General features: G+C 51.4%; 20 protein-coding genes. 14 read left to right on the top strand and 6 right to left on the bottom strand.

Translation table 11 applies throughout. The features are described from left to right. The first annotated feature begins 136 nt into the window (after positions 1-136). Entirely contained in the window at positions 137-1,861 is a 1,725-nt protein-coding gene (locus tag A1WG_RS11400; protein WP_001517231.1) for a DUF4153 domain-containing protein, read from the top strand. Positions 1,862-2,010: 149 nt separating this feature from the next. Here the strand turns inward: A1WG_RS11400 and hslO are convergent, their stop codons facing one another. From hslO to igaA, 4 genes are all read right to left on the bottom strand, one after another. After that, a complete protein-coding gene (gene hslO / locus A1WG_RS11395) occupies positions 2,011-2,889 on the bottom strand; it encodes an Hsp33 family molecular chaperone HslO (RefSeq protein ID WP_001517230.1) in 879 nt (292 codons plus the stop codon). A gap of 24 nt (positions 2,890-2,913) precedes the next feature. Continuing rightward, positions 2,914-3,315, bottom strand: coding sequence for a ribosome-associated heat shock protein Hsp15 (hslR, locus tag A1WG_RS11390; protein ID WP_001517229.1), 402 nt, complete (start codon positions 3,313-3,315; stop codon positions 2,914-2,916). Between the two features lie 10 nt (positions 3,316-3,325). Continuing rightward, positions 3,326-3,994, bottom strand: a complete 669-nt coding sequence (yrfG, locus tag A1WG_RS11385) for a GMP/IMP nucleotidase (RefSeq protein ID WP_000547898.1) — start codon at positions 3,992-3,994, stop codon at positions 3,326-3,328. 63 nt (positions 3,995-4,057) lie between these two features. Beyond that, positions 4,058-6,193: an intracellular growth attenuator protein IgaA gene (igaA, locus tag A1WG_RS11380; RefSeq protein ID WP_001517228.1), complete on the bottom strand. Its 2,136-nt coding sequence runs from the start codon at positions 6,191-6,193 to the stop codon at positions 4,058-4,060. 321 nt (positions 6,194-6,514) lie between these two features. Between igaA and nudE the strand changes: the two genes are divergently transcribed. After that, positions 6,515-7,075 (top strand): ADP compounds hydrolase NudE, encoded by a 561-nt coding sequence (gene nudE, locus A1WG_RS11375; RefSeq protein WP_001517227.1) that lies wholly within the window; start codon positions 6,515-6,517, stop codon positions 7,073-7,075. Positions 7,076-7,084: 9 nt separating this feature from the next. On the opposite strand, the gene A1WG_RS11370 is transcribed toward nudE, so the two are convergent. Continuing rightward, positions 7,085-7,729, bottom strand: coding sequence for a hypothetical protein (locus A1WG_RS11370; protein WP_001517226.1), 645 nt, complete (start codon positions 7,727-7,729; stop codon positions 7,085-7,087). A gap of 61 nt (positions 7,730-7,790) precedes the next feature. Continuing rightward, positions 7,791-10,343 (bottom strand): peptidoglycan glycosyltransferase/peptidoglycan DD-transpeptidase MrcA, encoded by a 2,553-nt coding sequence (gene mrcA, locus A1WG_RS11365; protein ID WP_001517225.1) that lies wholly within the window; start codon positions 10,341-10,343, stop codon positions 7,791-7,793. A gap of 119 nt (positions 10,344-10,462) precedes the next feature. Between mrcA and hofM the strand changes: the two genes are divergently transcribed. From hofM to trpS, 12 genes are all read left to right on the top strand, one after another. Next, positions 10,463-11,242 (top strand): DNA utilization protein HofM, encoded by a 780-nt coding sequence (gene hofM / locus A1WG_RS11360; RefSeq protein WP_000874538.1) that lies wholly within the window; start codon positions 10,463-10,465, stop codon positions 11,240-11,242. Further along, positions 11,242-11,781, top strand: a complete 540-nt coding sequence (locus A1WG_RS11355; RefSeq protein WP_001517224.1) for a PilN domain-containing protein — start codon at positions 11,242-11,244, stop codon at positions 11,779-11,781. Before hofM ends, A1WG_RS11355 begins: the two co-directional genes overlap by 1 nt. Then, positions 11,765-12,205 carry a HofO family protein gene (locus A1WG_RS11350; RefSeq protein WP_001517223.1) on the top strand — a complete coding sequence of 147 codons (441 nt, stop codon included), beginning with the start codon at positions 11,765-11,767 and terminating at the stop codon, positions 12,203-12,205. Before A1WG_RS11355 ends, A1WG_RS11350 begins: the two co-directional genes overlap by 17 nt. Continuing rightward, positions 12,195-12,602 carry a DUF2531 family protein gene (locus tag A1WG_RS11345; protein WP_001517222.1) on the top strand — a complete coding sequence of 136 codons (408 nt, stop codon included), beginning with the start codon at positions 12,195-12,197 and terminating at the stop codon, positions 12,600-12,602. Before A1WG_RS11350 ends, A1WG_RS11345 begins: the two co-directional genes overlap by 11 nt. Then, positions 12,511-13,752: a DNA uptake porin HofQ gene (gene hofQ / locus A1WG_RS11340; protein ID WP_071990327.1), complete on the top strand. Its 1,242-nt coding sequence runs from the start codon at positions 12,511-12,513 to the stop codon at positions 13,750-13,752. Before A1WG_RS11345 ends, hofQ begins: the two co-directional genes overlap by 92 nt. Positions 13,753-14,152: 400 nt before the next feature. After that, positions 14,153-14,674 carry a shikimate kinase AroK gene (gene aroK / locus A1WG_RS11335; RefSeq protein WP_000818619.1) on the top strand — a complete coding sequence of 174 codons (522 nt, stop codon included), beginning with the start codon at positions 14,153-14,155 and terminating at the stop codon, positions 14,672-14,674. 56 nt (positions 14,675-14,730) lie between these two features. Continuing rightward, complete coding sequence (aroB, locus tag A1WG_RS11330; RefSeq protein WP_000439860.1) at positions 14,731-15,819, top strand: 3-dehydroquinate synthase; 1,089 nt, start codon at positions 14,731-14,733, stop codon at positions 15,817-15,819. A 91-nt stretch (positions 15,820-15,910) separates the two neighbouring features. Next, positions 15,911-17,209, top strand: coding sequence for a cell division protein DamX (damX, locus tag A1WG_RS11325; RefSeq protein WP_001517220.1), 1,299 nt, complete (start codon positions 15,911-15,913; stop codon positions 17,207-17,209). Between the two features lie 106 nt (positions 17,210-17,315). Beyond that, positions 17,316-18,152, top strand: a complete 837-nt coding sequence (gene dam, locus A1WG_RS11320; protein ID WP_000742158.1) for an adenine-specific DNA-methyltransferase — start codon at positions 17,316-17,318, stop codon at positions 18,150-18,152. 17 nt (positions 18,153-18,169) lie between these two features. Further along, positions 18,170-18,847 (top strand): ribulose-phosphate 3-epimerase, encoded by a 678-nt coding sequence (gene rpe / locus A1WG_RS11315; RefSeq protein ID WP_000816280.1) that lies wholly within the window; start codon positions 18,170-18,172, stop codon positions 18,845-18,847. After that, complete coding sequence (gene gph / locus A1WG_RS11310) at positions 18,840-19,598, top strand: phosphoglycolate phosphatase (protein ID WP_001517219.1); 759 nt, start codon at positions 18,840-18,842, stop codon at positions 19,596-19,598. Before rpe ends, gph begins: the two co-directional genes overlap by 8 nt. Beyond that, on the top strand, positions 19,591-20,595 hold the full coding sequence (gene trpS, locus A1WG_RS11305) for a tryptophan--tRNA ligase (protein WP_000165548.1): 1,005 nt from the start codon (positions 19,591-19,593) through the stop codon (positions 20,593-20,595). Before gph ends, trpS begins: the two co-directional genes overlap by 8 nt. Positions 20,596-20,611 lie beyond the last annotated feature (16 nt).

Below are 20,611 nucleotides of genomic sequence, written 5' to 3' on the forward strand. Positions count from 1 at the left end.
TTTATGAAACTGATGAAAATTCAATAGATAAAGTATCGATTCACCACGCTAACTTTTTTTGATTATTTTCTGAAAAAAGCAAATTAGTCCTGCCTGGATGCGATAATTAACTCTCCTTTCGAATCTGGATACCAACATGGACAACGTTGAACTTTCACCCGTAACACGCTGGGGAATGGTTGCTACCGGATTACTCCAGGGGCTGGTTTGCTACTTGCTGATAACCTGGCTTGCCGGAAAAAATAACAGTTGGATTGTCTATGGCGTGCCTGCGACCCTGGCGCTTTCATCTGTTTTACTCTTCACCGTGGTGTCCTTCAAACAGAAGCGACTTTGGGGATGGTTGGCGATAGTGTTGATTGCCACTCTCGGGATGAGCGGCTGGCTGAAGTGGCAAATTGATGGCATGAGTCCCTGGAGAGCGGAAAAGGCGCTTTGGGATTTTGGTTGTTATCTGCTGTTGATGGGAGTGATGTTGCTGCCGTGGATACAACAGAGCCTGCGTGTGCACAATGACATTACCCGCTATAGCTATTTTTACCAGTCGGTATGGCATAACGTACTTGTATTATTAGTGATTTTTATCACCAATGGCCTGACGTGGCTGGTGCTTTTACTGTGGAGTGAGTTATTTAAACTTGTTGGCATCACGTTTTTCAAAACGCTCTTTTTTTCAACCGACTGGTTTATTTATCTTACGCTGGGGCTGGTTACTGCGCTGGCGGTGATCCTGGCGCGGACACAGTCACGTTTAATTGACTCAATTCAAAAGTTGTTCACGTTAATTGCCACGGGTTTACTGCCGTTGGTGTCATTGCTGACGCTGCTGTTTATTATCACCCTGCCGTTTGCGGGCCTGAATGCGATTTCTCGCCATATCTCTGCCGCCGGGTTGCTTTTGACGCTGGCCTTTTTGCAACTGCTTTTAATGGCCGTTGTCCGCGATCCGCAAAAAGCATCAATTCCCTGGGCTGGCCCGTTGCGTTACCTGATTAAAACCGCTCTGCTGGTTACGCCGCTGTATGTGCTGATCGCCGCCTGGGCGTTATGGTTGCGGGTTGCTCAGTACGGCTGGACTGCCGAACGCTTGCATGGTGCGCTGGCTGTGGTGGTGTTACTGGTTTGGTCGCTGGGATATTTTGTCAGTATTGTCTGGCGTAAAGGGCAAAATCCCCTTGTTCTTCAGGGTAAAGTGAATCTTGCGGTTTCGTTGCTGGTGCTGGTGATACTGGTATTGCTTAATTCTCCAGTGCTGGACAGTATGCGCATTAGCGTGAACAGTCATATGGCGCGTTATCAGAGCGGCAAAAACACGCCAGACCAGGTGAGTATCTACATGCTCGAACAGAGCGGTCGCTATGGACGTGCGGCGCTCGAGTCGCTGAAAAGCGATGTCGAGTATATGAAAGACCCGAAACGCAGACGGAGTCTGCTTATGGCGTTTGATGGAGTCCAGCGTCTTCAGCAGCGGATATCGGAAAAAGCATTAGCCGATAATGTATTAATTGCCCCAGGTTCTGGCAAACCGGATGCGACATTCTGGTCGGCAGTGATGAAAAATCTCTATAACGCAATGATATGTATTGAAAAAGACGCCTGTGTACTGGTTGAGCAAGATCTGAATAGTGATGGCAGGGCAGAGGGGATTCTTTTCGCTTTTAATAGTGAAAGATATATTGTTTATGGCTTTGATCCTGACAAGAAAGAATGGCAAGAGCTTACGATGAGTTTACTTCCGCGCGAAATAACGAAAGAAAAATTACTCACTGCTGCGAAGGAGGGAAAACTGGGGACGAAGCCTAAAGCGTGGCGCGATCTTACGGTGGATGGTGAAACGCTGGATTTGAATCTGAATGAGTGACAACGCGCATCTGATTTTTGCCGGATTCGGTGCGAACGCCTTATCTGACCTACAATAACTTGCGATTTATACCGTAGGCCTGATAAGCGCAGCGCATCAGGCTATTAAGACAAAAAATCCGGCAGAGTTGTCTCTGCCGGATTTACTAATTAATGAACCTGCGGGTCTGCCGGAGATGCGTTGTTGCGGATCCCGGCAATATCCATCGCATTGAACACATAGTGGTTACCACAGTAATCACAATGCATGTCAATTTCGCCTTCTTCCGCCAGGATGCTATCTACTTCTTCATCCGGCAGCGTTTTCAGCGCGTCGGCGCAACGTTCACGCGAGCAGGTGCATTTGAACTCAACATCCTGCGGATCGTAAACCGTCACTTCTTCTTCGTGATACAAACGCCACAAAACCTCGTTTGCCGGTAAGGTCAGCAGTTCTTCGGTTTTGATGGTTTCGGTCAGTGTCGCCAGGTGATTGAAGTCATCCTGCTGGGCATTTTGCGCAGGCATCACCTGCAACAGCATGCCGCCAGCGGCAGGCTTACCATCTACTTCGCCGGTGCGAATAAACAGGCGCGTCGGCAACTGTTCAGAACGCATAAAGTAATCTTCCAGGCAAGCTGCCAGGGTATCACCTTCCAGACCAACGACGCCCTGATAGCGTTCGCCTTCGCTCGGCGTAATGGTAATTACCACATAACCGTTACCGACCAGCGTTTTCAGATCGGCATTTTCTGGAATTTCGCCCTGCACGCGTGCGACGCCGCGCATCTGCTGTTTGTTGTTTCCGTTGATGACCGCCAGATTCATCGGGCCGTCGCCTTGTAGTTGCACGGTGATATCACCATCAAACTTCAGTGTAGCGGTCAGCAGGCTGGTTGCGACCAGCAGTTCTGCCAGCACGTTTTTCACCGGCTGCGGATAATCGTGATTCTCAAGGATCTGTTGCAGGGTTTCCGAAACGGTTACCAGTTCGCCGCGCACGGCAAAGTTTTCAAACAGATAGCGATGTAATTGGTCATGTTGCGGCATAATCATCTCTCTTGCAGGTGACAGTTATTCACTGTCGCCGTGTTTAAATCGTAACAGGTCGCGGCGCTCTTTTTTGTCCGGGCGTCGGTCCGGGTGCGGCATGGTTAAGGCATTAAGTTTACGTGCCAGCGCCATTTTTTCGCGTTTCTCTACACTTTCCGCAGTCTCTTCATACAGCAAGACCGCCTCGCTGGCGGGGCGACGCTGCTCAGTAATCGCCTTCACAATTACTGTTCGCTCGTCATTTCCCTGGCGCAGTGTGAGCGTGGCATTCAGTTCGACGACTTTACTCGGCTTGCTGCGCTGCCCGTTGTAATGCACCTTACCGCCTTCAATCATTTCGCGGGCCAGCGTGCGGGTTTTATAAAAACGGGCGGCCCATAGCCATTTATCCAGTCGAACCTCAACAGCAGGTTTTTCTTTCATGGCGTCTCCTTCACATTAGCGAGGGGATCAGGCGGCGGTAGTCATTCAGTGACGGATGGCGCTCATACTGTTTTTCAGCAATCCCTGAGTCGGGATTAGTAACGCCGAGGCAGTAACGAATACCAAATTGCGCGGCAGCGTCGAGAATCGCTTCGCTGTCATCAATAAACAGCGTTCTTTCAGCTTTCAGACCCGTAGCTTCGGCCACCGCATGCCATAACCGCTGATCCTCTTTCGGATAACCAAATGTGTGGGTGGAAAGTAATAAATCAAGGTGTGCGTCCAGACCGGTATGCTCGAGTTTTACCGCCAGATTGTGCGGATGGGCGTTAGTGAGCAAAATTCGCCGCTTGCCGCTGGCTTTCAGAGCTTCAAGAAACGGAATGGTATCTTCACGCAGCACGGCGCGTGGCCCCATTTCGGTGGTCATCGCGCAAATATCCAGGCCCAGTTGCTCACTCCAGTAATCAAGACAGTACCAGTTTAGCGTATGCTGCACGTCGTGATATTGCTGGCGCATATATTCCATCGCTTCTTGTGGCGTGACACCGTTCTGCGCGCCCCAGGTTTCGGGCACCAGCTTTTGCCAGAAATAGTTATCGAAAGCGAGGTCGAGCAGTGTGCCGTCCATATCCAGCAGAACGGTGTCTACGTCCTGCCAGGCAATGTTGATATGCATGGGGGAATCTCCAGAGTGAAGCAATTTGCGCGACAGGGTAGCATAACCTGCCGCGCAAACGTGTTATTCGATGAGGCTTTCTGAAGATGTCAGCAGTTTCGAATTCAGGCAGTTTTCGTAGTATTCCTGAATTTTTAGCATACGGGTACGGTGACGTTGGCATCGCCGCCAGGCCTGTACGCCATTATAGATGGCGCTGCCCAGCATCGTTAGCAACAGCAATGTCGTGCCCAGATAGCGCCACAGTCCGGAGCGATCCGGGATGGGGTGCAGGCCGATATGCTGCGTGCCGTTGGCGTCGGTGAAAATTTTGGTGACGATCCCCTCGGCGTTAAAAGGCGTATGCATCAACATTTGTGCCAGCTTCTGGAAGGCGTTCCACTGCTCTTGTGGCGGATAATCATAAAGCGAAACCGCAGGCCACGGTTGATCGACTAAATCACTGCCTTCGTCGCTGACAATCAGGAATCCTCCCGGTGCCGGGCTATTCAGTGATTGCGCCGCTCGCGCCGTTTCATGAGTGATGAATGGTGCTGTAGAGGTTTCCACCAGGTTATCGAGTGATTCTGCACTCACCGGGCGGAGTAACACATTGACACCGTCGAGTTTTCCGGCGTTGGCGCGTTTTACCAGTGCGTCCCAGTCCTTACTGTTGCCGAGATTTACCAGCGCATTTTTCAACCGTACACAATCATCTTTGGCAGCACAGAGATCAGCCGTCTTCAGCACAATGTCGCCAAAGTCATCAAGCAGTACCATGCCGGATTTCTGAATTGCTGAACGCAATGAGGCGCTGACGCGAGATTCATCATCCGGTTTCGGGTGCAACTGGCGGTTTACTGCCTCGGTCAGTGCCGTGGCCTTGTTGACCAGTTCAGACTCTGGTAATGGCAATGAACGGGCGTCATTCCAGATGATCTGCGAGCAGTCAAATGGCAAAAACGGTGAATTAGTTTTCGCGCTCCAGGTTCCGGAAGTGCGGATATTACACATCCCTGTACCGCTAAGACGTAAGGTATCGCCTACACGTACTCCGGCATCTGCCAGTTGTTTAACGCTGGTGGCCTCAATGGTCTGCGCGCCTTTCATCCAGGAGAGGGTGAATTTCAGCGGCATATCCAGCGGGATCCAGAACAGCAGCATAAACAGCACCAGCAGCGATCCGGCAGCGATAATCGTACTGCGTAGCCAGTGTTGCAGCGGGAAGTTTTTCACTTCGTCATGCAGCGAAAGATAGCGTCCCTGGCGTACCACATGCCGATCAAGGTAGATATCGATATCCGTTTGCTGCCCCAGATCCTGGGCAATATAAGGCTGCCAGTGCGCGGGATAGACCAGGTCGATAATACCGAGCGAGATATTGTTGATTTGTTCCTGATCGTTTTCGCCAAATAATCCCCAACGACGCGGCGTACCACGCAGACAGTGGATCTCCCGCAGGGATGATTTTGCCGGCGGTGCAAATAGCCCCCACAGGCCTGCTCCCAGCAGCAGTAATGCGCCACCAGCCAGCCACGGAACAAAGACATCCGGGGTAATCAGGCAGAAAAAGAACATCAGGAAGGAGGCGACAATCAGTAACGCTTCACGCAGCCCACGCGGGCGACTAAGCGCATACTCTTCGTGCGTTTCTTTGCGAATATTGAGTAATTCAATTTGTTCGCTTTCTTCTCCGCGAATCGACGCCTGCGTTGACGGGACTGGCTGTAACGCATAGCCGCGAGTTTCCTGCATGTACTCTTGCAGCGTATGACCGTTGAGTGAAATAACCAGCGGCAGCGAATCGGTATGGATCAGTTCAACGGTATTTTCATCGTTGATGTACTGCTCCCAGAACGGGGGCAGGTGGACTTCCACCGAATCGAGATAGTAACGCCATTTGTTTGGATCGTCGGTAGAAATGCCATAACGCGTGATGGCGTGCGTCAACATCATGACGTTGTTGCTTTCGGCGTTAAGGGTCAGAGAAACGGGAGCCGTGCTGGCACCCGTTGGGCCGGGAACCTGCAAAACCTGCGTCAGACTGTCGAGATAATTTTCAACGGCGCTACGTTCTTCAGAAGTGAGTTTGCGCGTTTGCGCATCAGCGAAGGCGTTAGCCCAGGACAGTGGACGTCGCCTGGAGCGTACTTTTATCAGCCATCCTGCAAGTAGTGAGCAGGCCAGCAAAGCAGCTAAAAAAATCACAATGGTGCTCATGCTTTCCCCATCTTACTTAATTTGTCAGGTGTGGTTAGTCGCATCCTGGACACAATATAGGATTCTGCGGTTGGCTATCGGCAAGCGTGGAGTTGAACTTGAGCATCATTAAGCGCATCCCAGTAACCGCTGATCATAGCAAACCCTCTGAGGGCGGAATATCAGCAAATTCCTGGACTTATTTCAACCTATTGACTTTTTATTTGATTTGAGAATGATTATTTATTAGGTTACGTAAATGTAAATAACATGCAATTCACATTGCCGAAAGCGTGTCCGATATCGCACAATAACTGCTGATTTCACAGCATAGATTCCACGATGAGCAAATCATTACAAAAACCCACCATTCTGAATGTTGAAACTGTAGCCCGTTCCCGATTGTTTACCGTCGAAAGCGTGGATCTGGAGTTCAGCAACGGCGTGCGGCGTGTTTATGAACGAATGCGTCCAACCAACCGGGAAGCCGTGATGATTGTGCCTATTGTGGACGACCATCTGATCCTGATTCGTGAGTACGCGGTGGGAACTGAATCCTACGAGTTAGGGTTTTCGAAAGGGCTGATTGATCCCGGTGAAAGCGTCTACGAAGCAGCTAACCGCGAGCTAAAAGAAGAAGTGGGATTTGGTGCGAACGATCTGACTTTTTTGAAGAAACTCAGCATGGCGCCGTCTTACTTTTCCAGCAAAATGAATATTGTGGTAGCGCAGGATCTCTACCCGGAATCGCTGGAAGGCGATGAGCCAGAGCCGCTACCGCAGGTTCGCTGGCCGCTGGCGCATATGATGGATTTGCTCGAAGAGCCTGACTTCAATGAAGCGCGCAATGTCAGTGCGCTGTTCCTCGTGCGCGAGTGGTTGAAGGGGCAGGGGCGGTTGTAAAGCCCCTGGTTATGCAGGCTGGCGTGACTGGGCGAGTTTTTCGTGAATAAACGCCAGTGCTTCCTCTTCTTTATCACTCAGCCATATAAAACTTGACTTGTTCATAACCAATACAAATATATCTTTATAGGGGATAAGGTCATTTATCTCTGACCAGACACAAAAGCTGTGGGTGCCAGATTTTTTCCAGCATTTAACACCAGTCTCATCGATTTTAAAGTTCAATCCTTCCTTCATTGCTGTTTGATTGTAGAGAGCAGATTGCGCTTTCTTCAGTTTATGTCTTGTCCAGTAGGTCTTTACTGAAAAAAACATACCATGTAGCCAAAATACGATAATTAATACTTTGTTTTTGTTGAGTATAAACAGAAGGTCATCGGTGATGTTATTCCAGACTGATAATTCAATTTCTATATTAAATATCCCTAAAATCACGAGAGATGCAGGGAATAGCAAGAAAAACGTGACAGCAATGATGTCATAGAGAGTCGCTTTGTGCAGGCGTGGCACTTTATCTGGATGATATCTTCGTAGAACAAGGCCATTGATGGTTAGAAAATCAGTCTGGTTGAGGCTGAACGGGGCATATTGCCTGGTGAACTGACGACTGATTTCGCTGCAATTCTCTGAAAGAGAAGGGGAGTGAATTTCCATTTTCGTTGATATCTTCCATAGTAAAAAAGCCCGGCAACATTAACGCTGCCGGGCGTCGTTTTTAGAACAATTCCTGCGCCTCACCATTATCAATAATGGTTGTACCTACCTCGCGCACCGCCTGCTGTGTAGGCTGCGTACCTTCGATGAAATACTCTTCGCGGCTGTTACCGCCGCTGGCCAGTTGCCCGGTGCTGCGATCGATATTCACCGTCACAATGCCTGGTGGCGGTGTTAACGGTTGTTCCGGCACGCCTTCCAGCACGGCTTTCATATAAGCATCCCATGCTGGCTGCGCGCTCTTCGCTCCACCTTCATAACCCGAGATCTGATCTTTAATCGCGCCGGAAGCCGTGGTGTGGCCGAGATTGCGGCGGTGATCGTCAAAGCCAATCCATACCGAGGTCACAACGCCTGGACCGTAACCCGAAAACCACGCATCTTTCGAGCTGTTGGTTGTCCCGGTTTTCCCGCCAATATCATGACGTTGTAAATCACGGCCTGCGCGCCAGCCGGTGCCCTGCCAACCTGGTTCACCAAAGATATTGGTGTTCAGGGCGCTCTTAATCAGGAATGCCAGCGGTGTGCTGATGACGTGCGGTGCGTACTCTGGCGCGCCAGTCTTCGCCACTAATGTCTGATTAGCCTGCTCCAGTTGCGGCATTGGAACGGAAACATTCTGCTGCGAGCGAGAGGTAGCAACATCTTCAACGTCGCTATTTTCCAGCACGTTCGATTTTTGCGTATCACCGTAAATCACCGGAATATCACATTCCGGGCAGGCTACTTTCGGTTTAGCTTCGAAAATCACGCCACCCTGGTCGTTTTCAATTTTGCTGATAAACCAGGGGTCAACCAGGAAGCCACCATTAGCCATCACTGCGTACCCACGCGCCACCTGTAGCGGCGTGAAGGAAGCAGAACCCAGCGCCAGCGATTCAGTGTGGACAATGTTTTGTGCCGGGAAGCCGAAGCGTTGCAAATACTCTGCGGCATAGTCCACGCCCATCGCACGCATCGCTCGTACCATTACCACGTTTTTCGACTGACCCAGCCCCTGGCGTAAACGGATTGGACCGGCATACTGCGGTGGTGAGTTTTTCGGCTGCCAGTCTGAACCCGCGCCTGCATCCCAGCGGGAAATCGGCACATCGTTCAACATACTTGCCAGCGTCAGACCTTTATCCATCGCTGCGGTGTAGAGGAAAGGCTTGATATTCGAACCAACCTGACGCAGCGCCTGGGTGGCGCGGTTAAATTTGCTCTGGTTGAAGTCAAAGCCACCGACCAGCGCCATAACCGCGCCGTTTTGTGGATTGATCGATACCAGCGCAGAGTTCACTTCCGGCACCTGTGCCAGCCACCAGGCATCGCCCATCTGGCGAACCCAGATTTGCTGACCTGTTTGCACAACATCGCTCACTTTACGCGGCGTCGGTCCCTGCTGAGTATCTGAACGATAAGGCCGCGCCCAGCGCACTCCTTCCATTCGCAGCGTTACAGATGTTCCGTCCGCCAGCATTGCTGTCGCTTCCTGCGGGTTGGCGCGGGTGACCGCGGCAGGCAGCAGCGGACCATAGGTCGGCAGCGCCTTCAGCGTATCGGTAATCTTTTTGTCATCCCACGCTGACTCACCTGCTTTCCACAGCACATTGGCTGGGCCGCGATAGCCATGACGCATGTCGTAGTCCAGAACGTTATTACGTACTGCTTGCTGTGCGGCCTGCTGCACTTTGCGGGTAATGGTAGTGTAAATGCGATAACCGTCTTCATAAGCGCTTTCGCCGTAACGGTTATACATCTCCTGGCGTACCATTTCGGTGAGATACGGCGCTGAGAAGGCGATCTCCGGAGCGTGATAGTTGGCGTTAACCGGCTCAGTGCGTGTCTGAGCGTACTGCTGTTGAGTGATATACCCTTCGTCCAACATTCGCGACAGCACGACGTTCCGTCGCGCAACGGCACGATCCATAGAGTAGAGCGGGTTGAAGGTGGAGGGGGCTTTCGGTAGCCCGGCAATCACCGCCATTTCGTTCAGCGTCAATTGATCGACCGTTTTACCGAAATAGACTTGTGCCGCAGCACCGACACCATAGGCGCGGTAACCGAGGTAAATCTTGTTCAGATAAAGCTCGAGGATTTCGTCTTTCGTCAGCAACTGTTCAATACGAATCGCAAGGAAGACTTCCTTAATTTTACGCATCAACGTGCGTTCTGGACTCAGGAAGAAGTTTCTCGCCAGTTGTTGGGTGATGGTGCTCGCCCCTTGTGATGCGTGGCCGGAGAACAGCGCCACGCTTGCCGCACGGAAGATCCCCACCGGGTCAACACCGTGATGCTCGTAGAAGCGGCTGTCTTCCGTCGCAATAAAGGCTTTCACCATTTCCGGCGGGATTTGATCCAACGTAACCGGAATACGACGTTTTTCACCGTATTGAGCAATTAGCTCGCCATCGGCACTGTAAATCTGCATCGGAATTTGCAGGCGTACATCTTTTAATGTCGCCACATCCGGCAGTTGTGGCTCGATGTAGCGGTAGAGGCCATAAATCGAGCCTGCTCCCAGCAGAATGCAACAGACTGCAAGGATCAATAAATACTTTACGAACTTCACTGGAAATTTCCCATTTAGTTTCATTTGGGCAGTTTATAAACAAACGCGCGGTAGTATAAAGGCAAGCCAGACGCATTGATATACCCGTCAGAGTGACGGGGGATAAGGAGATCATCACAATGGCATTTAAGATCTGGCAAATTGGTTTGCATTTACAACAGCAAGAAGCGGTGGCGGTTGCTATCGTGCGTGGCGCTAAAGAATGCTTTTTACAACGCTGGTGGCGCTTGCCGCTGGCAACAGACATTATCAAAGATGGGCGCATTATTGACGCGGAACGGCTGGCCAAAACGTTGTTACCGTGGAGTCGTGAACTGCCGCGCCGTCATCACATTATGTTGGCATTTCCTGCCAGCCGCACGTTACAGAGGGCAATACCGCGTCCGGCGATGTCCCTCGGTGAACGGGAGCAAACGGCCTGGCTGACAGGTACGATGGCCCGCGAGCTGGATATGGAACCGGACTCCCTGCGCTTTGATTACAGCGAAGATTCGCTAAGCCCTGCTTATAACGTGACCGCTGCGCAAAGCAAAGAGCTGGCGACGCTGCTTACCCTGGCAGAAAGATTGCGTGTTCACGTTAGTGCGATTACCCCAGACGCCTGCGCTTTGCAGCGATTCCTGCCTTTTTTACCCTCTCATCAGCGGTGCCTGGCCTGGCGTGATAACGAACAGTGGCTATGGGCGACGCGTTATAGCTGGGGGCGCAAACTGGCGGTAGGGATGACAAGCGCGAATGAGCTGGCGGCGGCGTTAGCTGTTGACCCCGAAAGTGTCGCGATATGTGGTGAAGGTGGATTTGACCCCTGGGACGCGGTTTCTGTTCGTCAGCCGCCGTTACCGCCGCCTGGTGGAGACTTCGCTATTGCGCTGGGTCTGGCGCTTGGGGAGACGCGCTGATGAATCCGCCAATCAATTTTTTGCCCTGGCGACAGCAACGCCGGACAACCTTTTTTCGCTTCTGGTTGCTGATGTTCGTTGCTCCTTTGCTGTTGGCTGTTGTGATAACGCAAATGCTGCGTCTGACAAGCAACGCCGAAGCTCGCGTAGATGCTGTTTTACTTCAGGCAGAACAGCAACTTGCCCGTGGCTTACAGGTTACTAAGCCGCGTTTGCTGGAGCGCCAACAATTTCGCGAACAGCGTTTGCAACGTCAGCGCCAGCGACAATTTACCCGCGACTGGCAATCTGCACTGGAGTCACTGGCGACGCTTTTACCGGAGCACGCCTGGCTGACCACGATAAGCTGGCAGCAGGGAACGCTGGAGGTAAAGGGACTTACGGCGAACATTACCGCGTTAAATGCGCTGGAAACGTCACTTCGTCAGGATGCTACTTTTCAGCTCAACCAGCGTGGGGCCACGCAGCAGGATGCACAAGGACGCTGGCAATTTGAGTATCGGTTAACAAGGAAAGTTAGCGATGAACACGTTCTTTGACTGGTGGTATGCCACATCACCCCGTATCCGCCTGTTTGGGTGGACGCTCTGGTTGCTGGTGTTATTCACGCTCCTCTTTCTTTCATTGGCACGCCAGGAAGAGAGCGATGCATTAACCCGACTGCGAGCAACGAATCACCAGCAATCCGTCGCACTGTATCGCCTGGTAGATACCACTCTCATCAGCGAAGAAAAGACATTGCCATTTTCGCCGCTGGATTTTCAGTTGCCCGGCGCGCAACTGGTTTACTGGCACCCGTCCGCCCAGGGAGGCGAGTTGGCGTTGAAAACGCTTTGGGAAGCGGTGCCGTCTGCATTTACACGCCTGGCAGAACGCAATGTCAGCGTGAGCCGTTTTTCGTTAAGCGTGGAAGGTGATGAACTTTTGTTCACGCTACAACTGGAGACGCCACATGAGGGGTAAACGCTGGTTGTTGGCGGGTGTTGCATTATGCCTTTTAACGGGGATGCGTGACCCTTTTAAACCGCCGGAGGATATATGCCGGATTAGCGAACTCAGCCAGTGGCGTTATCAGGGAATAATAGGGCGAGGCGACCGCGTTATTGGCGTAATAAAAGATGGCCAAAAGAAATGGCGACGGGTACAGCAAAACGATGTGCTGGAGAATGGCTGGACGATTTTTCAACTGACGCCAGAAACATTAACGCTGAGAACCGGAAAAAACTGCGAACCGCCACAGTGGTTGTGGCAACGGCAAGGAGATAAAAATGAAGCAATGGATAGCCGCGCTACTGCTGATAATCATGATACCCATCGTACAGGCGGCAAAGCCGCAAAAAGTCACGCTGATGGTGGATGATGTTCCGGTAGCTCAGGTTTTACAGGCACTGGCTGAACAGGAAAAGTTAAACCTGGTGGTCTCGCCTGACGTCAACGGTACGGTGTCATTACATCTCACTGACGTTCCCTGGAAGCAGGCACTACAAACCGTAGTGAAAAGCGCCGGGCTGATAACGCGCCAGGAAGGCAACATTCTCTCGGTGCATTCTGTTGCCTGGCAGAATGACAATATCGCCCGTCAGGAGGCTGAACAGGCGCGGGCGCAGGCGAATCTTCCGCTGGAAAATCGCAATATTACTCTGCAATACGCAGATGCCGGAGAGCTGGCGAAAGCAGGGGAGAAGTTGCTTAGCGCCAAAGGCAGTATGACCGTCGATAAACGCACCAATCGCCTTTTGCTACGTGATAACAAAGCTGCGTTAACTGCGCTGGAACAGTGGGTTGCGCAAATGGATTTGCCGGTCGGGCAAGTTGAACTGTCGGCGCATATTGTCACTATTAATGAAAAAAGTTTGCGGGAATTGGGGGTGAAATGGACGCTGGCAGATGCGCAACAAGCTGGCGGCGTTGGGCAAGTGACCGCACTTGGAAGCGATCTTTCCGTGGCGACGGCGACGACGCATATCGGGTTTAACATTGGGCGCATCAACGGGCGTTTACTGGATTTGGAGCTTTCCGCACTCGAACAAAAACAGCAACTGGATATTATCGCCAGCCCGCGTCTGCTGGCCTCGCATCTCCAGCCTGCCAGCATTAAACAAGGAAGCGAGATCCCGTATCAGGTTTCCAGCGGTGAAAGCGGCGCGACGTCGGTGGAATTTAAAGAGGCCGTACTGGGAATGGAGGTCACGCCTACAGTGTTACAAAAAGGTCGCATCCGGCTGAAATTACACATCAGCCAGAACGTTCCGGGGCAGGTCCTTCAACAAGCCGATGGCGAAGTGCTGGCAATTGATAAGCAGGAGATCGAAACGCAAGTCGAGGTCAAAAGCGGAGAAACGTTGGCACTGGGCGGCATCTTTACCCGTAAAAATAAATCGGGACAGGATAGCGTACCGCTGCTGGGCGATATCCCCTGGTTCGGGCAATTATTTCGTCATGACGGAAAAGAAGATGAACGACGTGAGTTAGTGGTGTTTATCACGCCACGGTTGGTTTCCAGTGAGTAAATCACCGCAAAAACGGCGATGTTTTTATGCTGAACATGTTTCATCTATTTGACGTGCGCAGGTATTTAGCATACAAGGAGTACCGATTTGAGAGTCGGTGTTCCTTGCTGCCTGCGTTATATGATGGTGATTTATCTTTCACGCGGCATTTTGCTGTCTTTTTTACGCTAATCTTACCCGGTGATTTATCGCCAGAGCGGTGATAGCAAGGCAGTGCACCTGCAACGACCAGATATGCAGAGGGAGGGGCGATTTATTCAGTTGCCAAACCCGCTGGAGTATTGAGATAATTTTCAGTCTGACTCTCGCAATATCTTATGAGGTTTCAGTTCATGTCCTGCGGCGCTCTCTGAGCGAAGCGGGTTTATCATTAACGAATAGTCTTAGTAGTACCGAAAAAATGGCAGAGAAACGCAATATCTTTCTGGTTGGGCCTATGGGTGCCGGAAAAAGCACTATTGGGCGCCAGTTAGCTCAACAACTCAATATGGAATTTTACGATTCCGATCAAGAGATTGAGAAACGAACCGGAGCTGATGTGGGCTGGGTTTTCGATTTAGAAGGCGAAGAAGGCTTCCGCGAACGCGAAGAAAAGGTCATCAATGAGTTGACCGAGAAGCAGGGTATTGTGCTGGCTACTGGCGGCGGCTCTGTGAAATCCCGCGAAACGCGTAACCGTCTTTCCGCACGTGGTGTTGTCGTTTATCTTGAAACGACCATCGAAAAGCAACTTGCGCGCACGCAGCGTGATAAAAAACGCCCGTTGCTGCACGTTGAAACGCCGCCGCGTGAAGTTCTGGAAGCGTTGGCTAATGAACGCAATCCGCTGTATGAAGAGATTGCCGACGTGACCATTCGTACTGATGATCAAAGCGCCAAAGTGGTCGCAAACCAGATTATTCACATGCTGGAAAGCAACTAATTCTGGCTTTATATACACTCGTCTGCGGGTACAGTAATTAAGGTGGATGTCGCGTTATGGAGAGGATAGTCGTTACTCTCGGGGAACGTAGTTACCCAATTACCATCGCATCTGGTTTGTTTAACGAACCAGCTTCATTCTTACCGCTGAAATCGGGCGAGCAGGTGATGTTGGTCACCAACGAAACCCTGGCTCCCTTGTATCTCGATAAGGTTCGCGGCGTACTTGAACAGGCGGGTGTTAACGTTGATAGCGTTATCCTTCCTGACGGCGAGCAGTATAAAAGCCTGGCAGTGCTCGACACCGTTTTTACGGCGTTGTTGCAAAAGCCGCACGGTCGCGATACGACGCTGGTAGCGCTTGGTGGCGGTGTAGTGGGCGATCTTACCGGTTTTGCAGCGGCGAGCTATCAGCGCGGTGTTCGCTTCATTCAAGTCCCGACGACACTGCTGTCGCAGGTGGACTCTTCCGTCGGCGGCAAAACCGCAGTCAACCATCCCCTCGGTAAAAATATGATTGGCGCTTTTTATCAGCCAGCATCCGTGGTGGTGGATCTCGACTGTCTGAAAACGCTCCCCCCGCGAGAGTTAGCTTCGGGGCTGGCGGAAGTCATCAAATACGGCATTATTCTTGACGGTGAGTTTTTCAACTGGCTGGAAGATAATCTGGATGCATTGCTCGGTCTGGATGGTTCGGCAATGGCGTACTGTATTCGTCGTTGTTGCGAGCTGAAAGCAGAAGTTGTTGCTGCCGACGAGCGCGAATCCGGCTTACGTGCTTTACTGAATCTGGGACATACCTTTGGTCATGCCATTGAAGCTGAAATGGGCTATGGCAATTGGTTACACGGCGAAGCGGTTGCTGCAGGTATGGTGATGGCGGCGCGGACGTCGGAACGTCTTGGGCAGTTCAGTTCTGCCGAAACGCAGCGTATTATTACTCTGCTCACGCGGGCTGGGTTACCGGTTAATGGGCCGCGCGAAATGTCCGCGCAGGCATATTTACCGCATATGCTGCGTGACAAGAAAGTCCTTGCGGGAGAAATGCGCTTAATTCTTCCGTTGGCAATTGGTAAGAGCGAAGTTCGCGGCGGCGTATCGCACGAGCTTGTTCTTAATGCTATTGCCGATTGTCAATCAGCGTAACAACAAGAAAGGTCAGGCCGCTTATTAAGTGGTCTATTAGCTTCAGGTTAATTGCAACGTGGTAAGCATTAACCTTTTAGTGGGGTGTTAAATGGATGAATTCAAACCAGAAGACGAGCTGAAACCCGATCCCAGCGATCGTCGTACTGGTCGTTCTCGTCAATCTTCTGAGCGTTCAGAACGTACTGAACGTGGCGAACCGCAGATCAATTTTGATGATATTGAACTTGATGACACTGACGATCGCCGTCCGACTCGTGCGCAAAAAGAGCGCAATGAGGAACCGGAAATCGAAGAAGAAATTGATGATTCCGAAGATGAAGCTGTGGATGAAGAGCGCGTAGAGCGTCGTCCGCGTAAGCGTAAAAAAGCAGCCAGCAAACCGGCTTCTCGTCAGTATATGATGATGGGCGTCGGCATTCTGGTTCTGTTGTTGTTGATCATCGGTATCGGTTCTGCGCTAAAAGCCCCCTCGACCTCTTCCAGCGATCAAACTGCGTCTGGTGAGAAGAGTATTGATCTTTCTGGTAATGCGGTCGATCAGGCGAATGGTGTGCAGCCAGCGCCGGGAACCACGTCTGCGCAAAATACCCAGCAGGATGTTTCTCTGCCACCGATATCTTCTACGCCGACCCAGGGGCAATCCCCGGCGGCAATGGATGGGCAGCAACGTGTTGAAGTGCAGGGCGATCTGAATAACGCGCTGACACAACCACAAAATCAGCAGCAGTTGAACAATGTGGCGGTCAACTCCACGCTGCCGACCGAACCTGCGACTGTAGCCCCAGTTCGCAATGGCAATGCATCGCGTGATACGGCGAAAACGCAAACTGCTGAACGTCCGACCACCACGCGTCCGGCACGTCAGCAGACGGTGATTGAACCGAAGAAACCGCAAGCAACCGTGAAAACGGAACCGAAGCCAGTAGCACAACAGCCGAAGCATACTGAACCGGTTGCGCCAGTGGTGAGCACCAGGGCACCTGCTGCGACTTCTACGCCAGTAGCAACGCCTGCGCCGAAAGCGACCGCCAGCACGGAGCCTGCACAAACGGCATCTCCGGCGCAAACCACGGCAACACCAGCCGCTGGGGCGAAGACCACAGGCAATGTCGGCTCGTTGAAATCGGCACCGTCCAGCCATTACACTCTGCAGCTAAGCAGTTCTTCTAACTACGACAACCTGAACGGTTGGGCGAAGAAAGAGAATCTGAAAAACTACGTTGTCTATGAAACGACGCGTAACGGTCAGCCGTGGTATGTCCTGGTTTCTGGCGTGTACGCTTCGAAAGAAGAAGCGAAAAAAGCGGTATCTACATTGCCAGCCGATGTTCAGGCCAAAAACCCGTGGGCGAAACCGCTGCGTCAGGTACAGGCCGATTTGAAGTAATCAAGGCTATTTCCCGCAATGGTTTACCGTTGCGGGAACTGCCTGAAGCGCTGGATGCTGTCGGAGCTTTCTCCACAGCCGGAGAAGGTGTAATTAGTTAGTCAGCATGAAGAAAAATCGCGCTTTTTTGAAGTGGGCAGGGGGCAAATATCCCCTGCTTGATGATATTAAACGACATTTGCCTAAGGGCGAATGTTTGGTTGAGCCTTTTGTGGGTGCCGGGTCGGTGTTTCTCAACACCGACTTTTCTCGTTATGTCCTTGCTGATATCAATAGCGACCTGATCAGCCTCTACAACATTGTGAAGACGCGTACCGATGAGTACGTACAGGCTGCTCACGAGCTGTTTGTTCCTGAGACAAATTGCGCTGAGGTCTACTATCAGTTCCGCGAAGAGTTCAACAAAAGTCAGGATCCCTTCCGCCGGGCGGTACTGTTTTTATATCTGAATCGCTACGGGTACAACGGTCTGTGCCGTTACAATCTGCGCGGTGAATTTAATGTGCCATTCGGCCGTTACAAAAAACCCTATTTCCCGGAAGCAGAGTTGTATCACTTTGCCGAAAAAGCGCAGAATGCCTTTTTCTATTGTGAGTCTTACGCCGACAGCATGGCGCGCGCGGATGATGCATCCGTCGTTTATTGCGATCCGCCTTATGCTCCACTTTCTGCAACCGCCAACTTTACGGCGTATCACACAAATAGTTTTACTCTTGAACAACAAGCGCATCTGGCGGAGATTGCTGAAGGTCTGGTTGATCGCCAGATCCCGGTACTGATTTCCAATCATGATACTGCGCTAACGCGCGAGTGGTATCAGCGCGCAAAATTGCATGTCGTCAAAGTTCGACGCAGTATAAGCAGCAACGGCGGCACACGTAAAAAGGTGGACGAACTGCTGGCTTTGTACAAACCAGGAGTCGTTTCACCCGCGAAAAAATAATTCTCAAGGAGAAGCGGATGAAACAGTATTTGATTGCCCCCTCAATTCTGTCGGCTGATTTTGCCCGCCTGGGTGAAGATACCGCAAAAGCCCTGGCAGCCGGCGCTGATGTCGTGCATTTTGATGTCATGGATAACCACTACGTTCCCAACCTGACGATTGGACCTATGGTGCTGAAATCCTTGCGTAACTACGGCATTACCGCCCCTATTGATGTACATTTGATGGTGAAACCGGTTGATCGCATTGTGCCGGATTTCGCTGCCGCAGGTGCCAGCATCATTACCTTTCATCCTGAAGCCTCAGAGCACGTTGATCGCACGCTGCAACTGATTAAAGAAAATGGCTGTAAAGCGGGTCTGGTGTTCAACCCGGCCACGCCGTTGAGTTATCTGGACTATGTGATGGATAAGCTGGATGTGATCCTGCTGATGTCAGTTAACCCCGGTTTTGGCGGTCAGTCTTTCATTCCGCAAACGTTAGATAAACTACGCGAAGTGCGTCGCCGCATCGACGAGTCTGGTTTTGATATCCGCCTGGAAGTGGATGGCGGAGTGAAGGTTAATAACATTGGCGAAATCGCTGCGGCGGGTGCGGATATGTTCGTCGCTGGTTCGGCCATTTTCGACCAGCCAGACTACAAAAAAGTCATTGATGAAATGCGCAGTGAACTGGCAAAGGTAAGTCATGAATAAGTTTGAAGATATTCGGGGCGTTGCCTTCGATCTCGATGGCACGCTGGTTGACAGTGCTCCCGGTCTTGCTGCCGCGGTAGATATGGCGCTGTACGCGCTGGAGTTACCTGTCGCAGGCGAAGAAAGAGTTATTACCTGGATTGGTAACGGCGCAGATGTTCTGATGGAACGAGCACTGACCTGGGCGCGTCAGGAACGTGCGACCCTGCGTAAAACGATGGGTAAGCCGCCTGTTGATGACGACATCCCATTGCAAGAACAGGTGCGTATTATGCGTAAGCTGTTTGACCGCTACTATGGCGAGGTTGCTGAAGAAGGGACGTTTTTGTTTCCACACGTTGCCGATACGCTCGGTGCGTTGCAGGCCAAAGGCTTGCCGTTAGGTCTGGTCACGAACAAACCGACGCCGTTTGTTGCGCCATTGCTTGAAGCTTTAGATATCGCCAAATACTTTAGCGTGGTCATCGGTGGCGATGACGTACAAAACAAAAAGCCGCATCCGGATCCGCTGTTACTGGTGGCTGAACGTATGGGCATTGCTCCACAACAAATGCTGTTTGTTGGCGACTCTCGCAATGATATTCAGGCGGCAAAAGCGGCCGGTTGTCCTTCTGTTGGCTTAACCTATGGATATAACTACGGCGAGGCTATCGAACTTAGCCAGCCTGATGTAATTTATCAGTCTCTCAATGACCTTCTGCCCGCATTAGGGCTTCCGCAAAGCGAAAATCAGGAATCGAAAAATGACTAAGCCCATCGTTTTTAGTGGCGCACAGCCTTCAGGTGAATTGACCATTGGTAACTACATGGGTGCGCTGCGTCAGTGGGTAAACATGCAGGATGACTACCATTGCATTTACTGTATCGTTGACCAACACGCTATTACCGTGCGCCAGGATGCACAGAAGCTGCGTAAAGCGACGCTGGATACGTTAGCACTGTATCTGGCTTGTGGCATCGATCCTGAGAAAAGCACCATCTTTGTTCAGTCCCACGTACCGGAACACGCACAGTTAGGTTGGGCGCTGAACTGCTATACCTATTTCGGTGAGCTGAGCCGCATGACTCAGTTCAAAGATAAATCTGCACGTTACGCTGAGAATATCAACGCTGGTCTGTTTGACTATCCGGTGCTGATGGCAGCAGATATCCTGCTGTATCAAACCAACCTGGTGCCGGTCGGTGAGGATCAGAAACAGCACCTGGAACTGAGCCGTGATATCGCCCAGCGTTTCAACGCGCTGTATGGCGATATCTTTAAAGTGCCAGAGCCGTATATTCCGAAATCTGGCGCGCGCGTAATGTCTTTGCTGGAGCCGACCAAAAAGATGTCCAAGTCTGACGATAACCGCAATAACGTTATCGGCCTGCTGGAAGATCCGAAATCGGTAGTGAAGAAAATCAAGCGTGCGGTCACTGATTCCGACGAGCCGCCAGTAGTTCGCTACGACGTGCAGAACAAAGCGGGGGTTTCTAACCTGCTGGATATCCTTTCTGCAGTGACTGGCCAGAGCATCCCGGAGCTGGAAAAACAGTTCGAAGGCAAAATGTATGGTCATCTGAAAGGCGAAGTGGCAGAAGCGGTTTCCGGAATGTTGACTGAATTGCAGGAGCGTTATCACCGTTTCCGCAATGACGAAGCCTTCCTACAACAGGTGATGAAAGACGGCGCAGAAAAAGCCAGCGCACACGCTTCCCGCACGCTGAAAGCGGTTTACGAAGCAATTGGTTTTGTAGCGAAGCCGTAATTCAACATTGTTGGCA

Source organism: Escherichia sp. KTE96 (assembly GCF_000408525.1).
GTDB lineage: Bacteria > Pseudomonadota > Gammaproteobacteria > Enterobacterales > Enterobacteriaceae > Escherichia > Escherichia marmotae.

Bases quoted from the DNA above. Each gene is read 5' to 3' on its own strand.
- A1WG_RS11400 (WP_001517231.1), top strand. From the start codon at position 137: ATGGACAACGTTGAACTTTCACCCGTAACACGCTGGGGAATGGTTGCT.
- hslO (WP_001517230.1), bottom strand. From the start codon at position 2,889: ATGCCGCAACATGACCAATTACATCGCTATCTGTTTGAAAACTTTGCC.
- hslR (WP_001517229.1), bottom strand. From the start codon at position 3,315: ATGAAAGAAAAACCTGCTGTTGAGGTTCGACTGGATAAATGGCTATGG.
- yrfG (WP_000547898.1), bottom strand. From the start codon at position 3,994: ATGCATATCAACATTGCCTGGCAGGACGTAGACACCGTTCTGCTGGAT.
- igaA (WP_001517228.1), bottom strand. From the start codon at position 6,193: ATGAGCACCATTGTGATTTTTTTAGCTGCTTTGCTGGCCTGCTCACTA.
- nudE (WP_001517227.1), top strand. From the start codon at position 6,515: ATGAGCAAATCATTACAAAAACCCACCATTCTGAATGTTGAAACTGTA.
- A1WG_RS11370 (WP_001517226.1), bottom strand. From the start codon at position 7,729: ATGGAAATTCACTCCCCTTCTCTTTCAGAGAATTGCAGCGAAATCAGT.
- hofM (WP_000874538.1), top strand. From the start codon at position 10,463: ATGGCATTTAAGATCTGGCAAATTGGTTTGCATTTACAACAGCAAGAA.
- A1WG_RS11355 (WP_001517224.1), top strand. From the start codon at position 11,242: ATGAATCCGCCAATCAATTTTTTGCCCTGGCGACAGCAACGCCGGACA.
- A1WG_RS11350 (WP_001517223.1), top strand. From the start codon at position 11,765: ATGAACACGTTCTTTGACTGGTGGTATGCCACATCACCCCGTATCCGC.
- A1WG_RS11345 (WP_001517222.1), top strand. From the start codon at position 12,195: ATGAGGGGTAAACGCTGGTTGTTGGCGGGTGTTGCATTATGCCTTTTA.
- hofQ (WP_071990327.1), top strand. From the start codon at position 12,511: ATGAAGCAATGGATAGCCGCGCTACTGCTGATAATCATGATACCCATC.
- aroK (WP_000818619.1), top strand. From the start codon at position 14,153: ATGGCAGAGAAACGCAATATCTTTCTGGTTGGGCCTATGGGTGCCGGA.
- aroB (WP_000439860.1), top strand. From the start codon at position 14,731: ATGGAGAGGATAGTCGTTACTCTCGGGGAACGTAGTTACCCAATTACC.
- damX (WP_001517220.1), top strand. From the start codon at position 15,911: ATGGATGAATTCAAACCAGAAGACGAGCTGAAACCCGATCCCAGCGAT.
- dam (WP_000742158.1), top strand. From the start codon at position 17,316: ATGAAGAAAAATCGCGCTTTTTTGAAGTGGGCAGGGGGCAAATATCCC.
- rpe (WP_000816280.1), top strand. From the start codon at position 18,170: ATGAAACAGTATTTGATTGCCCCCTCAATTCTGTCGGCTGATTTTGCC.
- gph (WP_001517219.1), top strand. From the start codon at position 18,840: ATGAATAAGTTTGAAGATATTCGGGGCGTTGCCTTCGATCTCGATGGC.
- trpS (WP_000165548.1), top strand. From the start codon at position 19,591: ATGACTAAGCCCATCGTTTTTAGTGGCGCACAGCCTTCAGGTGAATTG.